The 3,041-nt window shown below is 64.5% G+C and carries 2 protein-coding genes; both read right to left on the reverse strand.

Annotated elements, in window-relative coordinates; translation table 11 throughout:
* Window positions 1–177: 177 nt before the first annotated feature.
* On the reverse strand, window positions 178–1,614 hold the full coding sequence (locus tag ACOQFS_RS10990) for a DegQ family serine endoprotease (protein WP_421562919.1): 1,437 nt from the start codon (window positions 1,612–1,614) through the stop codon (window positions 178–180).
* Between the two features lie 213 nt (window positions 1,615–1,827).
* On the reverse strand, window positions 1,828–3,041 hold a 1,214-nt coding region (locus ACOQFS_RS10995), incomplete at its 5' end, for a MucB/RseB C-terminal domain-containing protein (RefSeq protein WP_421562918.1).

Here is a 3,041-nt window from a genome sequence, read left to right on the forward strand (position 1 = left end):
TCCACGCTTCCTCCCCACATTCGGTCGCCCTCATGCAGTTGCGCTTCGCTTCGTTCGTTGTGACCAACTTACGACGGGACTTGCACCCGTAGGAGTGCGCCCATGCTGGGCGCACGCAACGAAAAGCCCCGTGGAATCCACGGGGCTTTTGTGCCAGCGGCGCCCGAAAAATGGGTGTCAGCGCGCCGGCCGGATCAAGGCATATTGCGCCCACTCACCGCGGCGGTAGAGCACATTGATGGGCTTGCTCTTGTCCGCCTTCGCCAGTGCCGCTTCGAACTCCTTGACGCTCGACACTTCGGTGTTGGCGATGGAGAGGATGATGTCTCCCTCCCGCAACCCGGCGCGCGCAGCGGCCTCGCTCGCTGCAGCCACCGCGACCCCGCCGCGCAGCTTGAGCTCCTTCTTCTGGGCCTCGGTGATTTCCGTGACGGCCAGGCCCACCTGTTGCGCCGCAGGCGACGCCTTGGGCTTCTCTTCACGCTCGGGGGTCTTTGCCGCAGATGGCTTGTCGGGTTCGATTTCTGCAATCGTGATGGCCAGGTCGCGCGGGGAGCCTCGGCGGAACACGGTCACCGTGCTCTTGGTGCCCGGCTTGGTGTTGCCCACCAGTCGAGGGAGGTCCGCCACCTTGTCGATGGCCTTGCCGTCAAAACGCGTGATGATGTCGCCAGCCTCCACACCGGCCTTGTCAGCGGGCGAACCAGACTCCACCCCGGTCACCAGCGCACCTTGCGCCTTCCCCAGGCCAATCGACTCGGCCACATCCTTGGTCACTTGTCCGATCTGAACGCCGATGCGCCCGCGTGTGACCCGGCCCGTGGCGCGCAGTTGTTCGCTCACACGGATGGCCTCGTCCATGGGAATCGCAAAAGAGATGCCCATGAAGCCACCCGATCGGGAGTAGATCTGGCTGTTGATTCCCACCACCTCCCCGCGCATGTTGATCAACGGACCGCCGGAGTTTCCGGGGTTGATGGCGACGTCCGTCTGGATGAACGGGAGGTAGTCGCCCGTATCGCGCTGCTTGGCGCTCACGATGCCTGCAGTCACCGTGTTTTCAAGGCCGAACGGCGAGCCGATGGCCATCACCCATTCACCCACGCGCAAACGGCTGACATCACCCACCTTGATGGCGGGCAGCCCGGTGGCCTCGATCTTCACCACGGCAACGTCGGTGCGCTTGTCTGCGCCGACGATCTTGGCCTTGAATTCGCGCTTGTCGGTGAGCGTCACGATGACTTCATCCGCACCTTCCACCACGTGGGCGTTCGTCATGACGAAGCCATCGGCCGTGAGGATGAACCCCGAGCCCACGCCGCGGGGCTGAGGCTCTTCTTCCATCTGCGGGCGCTGGGGCCGCTGTTGGCGGGGAACGTTGGGAATGGGTACGCCGAAGCGGCGGAAGAACTCCAGCATTTCCTCGTCCATGCCGCCGGCACCCGAGCGGCCCGAAGCCTTTTCCACCGTGCGGATGTTGACGACGGAGGGGCCCACCTGGTCCACCAGATCGGTGAAGTCAGGCAGCCCGCGCACGGCGGCGGTTTGCTGTGCGTGGGCAGCCTGAAAGGGCACCGTCGCCAGGCTGGAGAGGCCTGCAAACACTGCGGCCATGGCCACCGCGCGCAGCGAATTCGAAACAAACATGGGCATCATCGACCTTTCTTGTGCTGTGTTGAATGCAGTGGGCAAACTGTGTCCCATTGTGAAGGTTGTCAACCGAATTGGTTCCCCGCATGCACTCCCTGGCAAGTGCGCTGCGGCACGAAACGGCGGCGCGGTCGCCTGCGCTTTGCTCAAAAAAATGGGATAAGACCCAAGCGCGCCTCAGCGCACGCGCTCGAGCTGACCTGCAAACAGGCGCAAGGTCTGCAAAGGTACCTCACCCACTGCAGTCACCCACATGTCGGGAAGCAGGCGCTGCGCGAGCATCTGCGTGGCCCCTATTCCGGAGACCTGTGCCTGCGCGGGATGGCGTTGCGGGTCGTAGGTTTCGAGAAACAACGAAACCGACGCCAGCCCGTCCGAATAAAGGCATTGCAGCACGGTCTGCCCCTGCTCATCCTGAGACACGACACGCCGATGGCAGCTCACCGGGACAAAACCCGCGATCTGCTGGCGCAGCTGCCACCCTTCCGCCTGGGCTGTGGTTTTGGTGAGTGCAGGGCTGACGGATTTGTAGCCGTCGGTTGCGTCCATCATGCGCGACAGCTGGTCCGCGCGAACCGGTGCGCTCATGTCCAGCTCCGAAAACGCGGCCTGCTCCAGCACGCGCCCATCGCCACCCAGGGTTTGGAGCTTCACGACCAGTCCGGTATCGCGCTCGCTCCAGAGCCGGTAGCCAAACCTCAGGGTGTCCTTGGGCTTGAACAGCACCACATCGGCCACCAACCCTGCCACCCGCTCCTGCCCGATGAACCGGGCACTGTAGAAGCTTCCGATCACCGCACCACTCACCACCGGCACACGCGGAAACACGCCCGACGCTTCGCGCTGCTCTGTCCGCACCACCTTGGACTGGGGCAGAAAAGTGCGGACCTCGCTGTCTCTGCGGAATACTGTTCTGGGCGTACCGGTCAGCGCCTCCAGACGCTCCAGCTGCTGGGCGCCTTCACAAACATGCCAGATGCGCGAACTGGCCATGGCGCCGGACGCGGACAGTACGACGAAAGTGCCCGTGTAAGGGCGCATGCAGGGCGCGGCGCGCACGCGTTCAATCCATTGCGCGACATCGCGCGCTGCAGCGGCTGCTGATTGCTCAGCACCCGCCCCCGGCTCGGCGACTTGCGGCGCGGCGCACGCGGCGTGGCCGAACCATGCCAAAGCCAGCACGGACAGCAGCCGCGCACCATGGCGCAAAGGGATGAAAAAGCCTGCTGCTAGGAGTTTGCGCGGTAGAAGGCATCGAAGCGAAACGCGCGAAAGCCGAGGATCGCGGGGTGCTACCGACAAGCCTAGGGTGGCCCCCCCCGGGGCGCAGGCGGTCGTACCGCGCGAGACCGGTTTATCGTGCGTTGCAGCCGATGCCCCTTCTGCCGCGC

It is taken from the genome of Paracidovorax sp. MALMAid1276, from assembly GCF_049198005.1.
GTDB lineage: Bacteria > Pseudomonadota > Gammaproteobacteria > Burkholderiales > Burkholderiaceae_C > Acidovorax.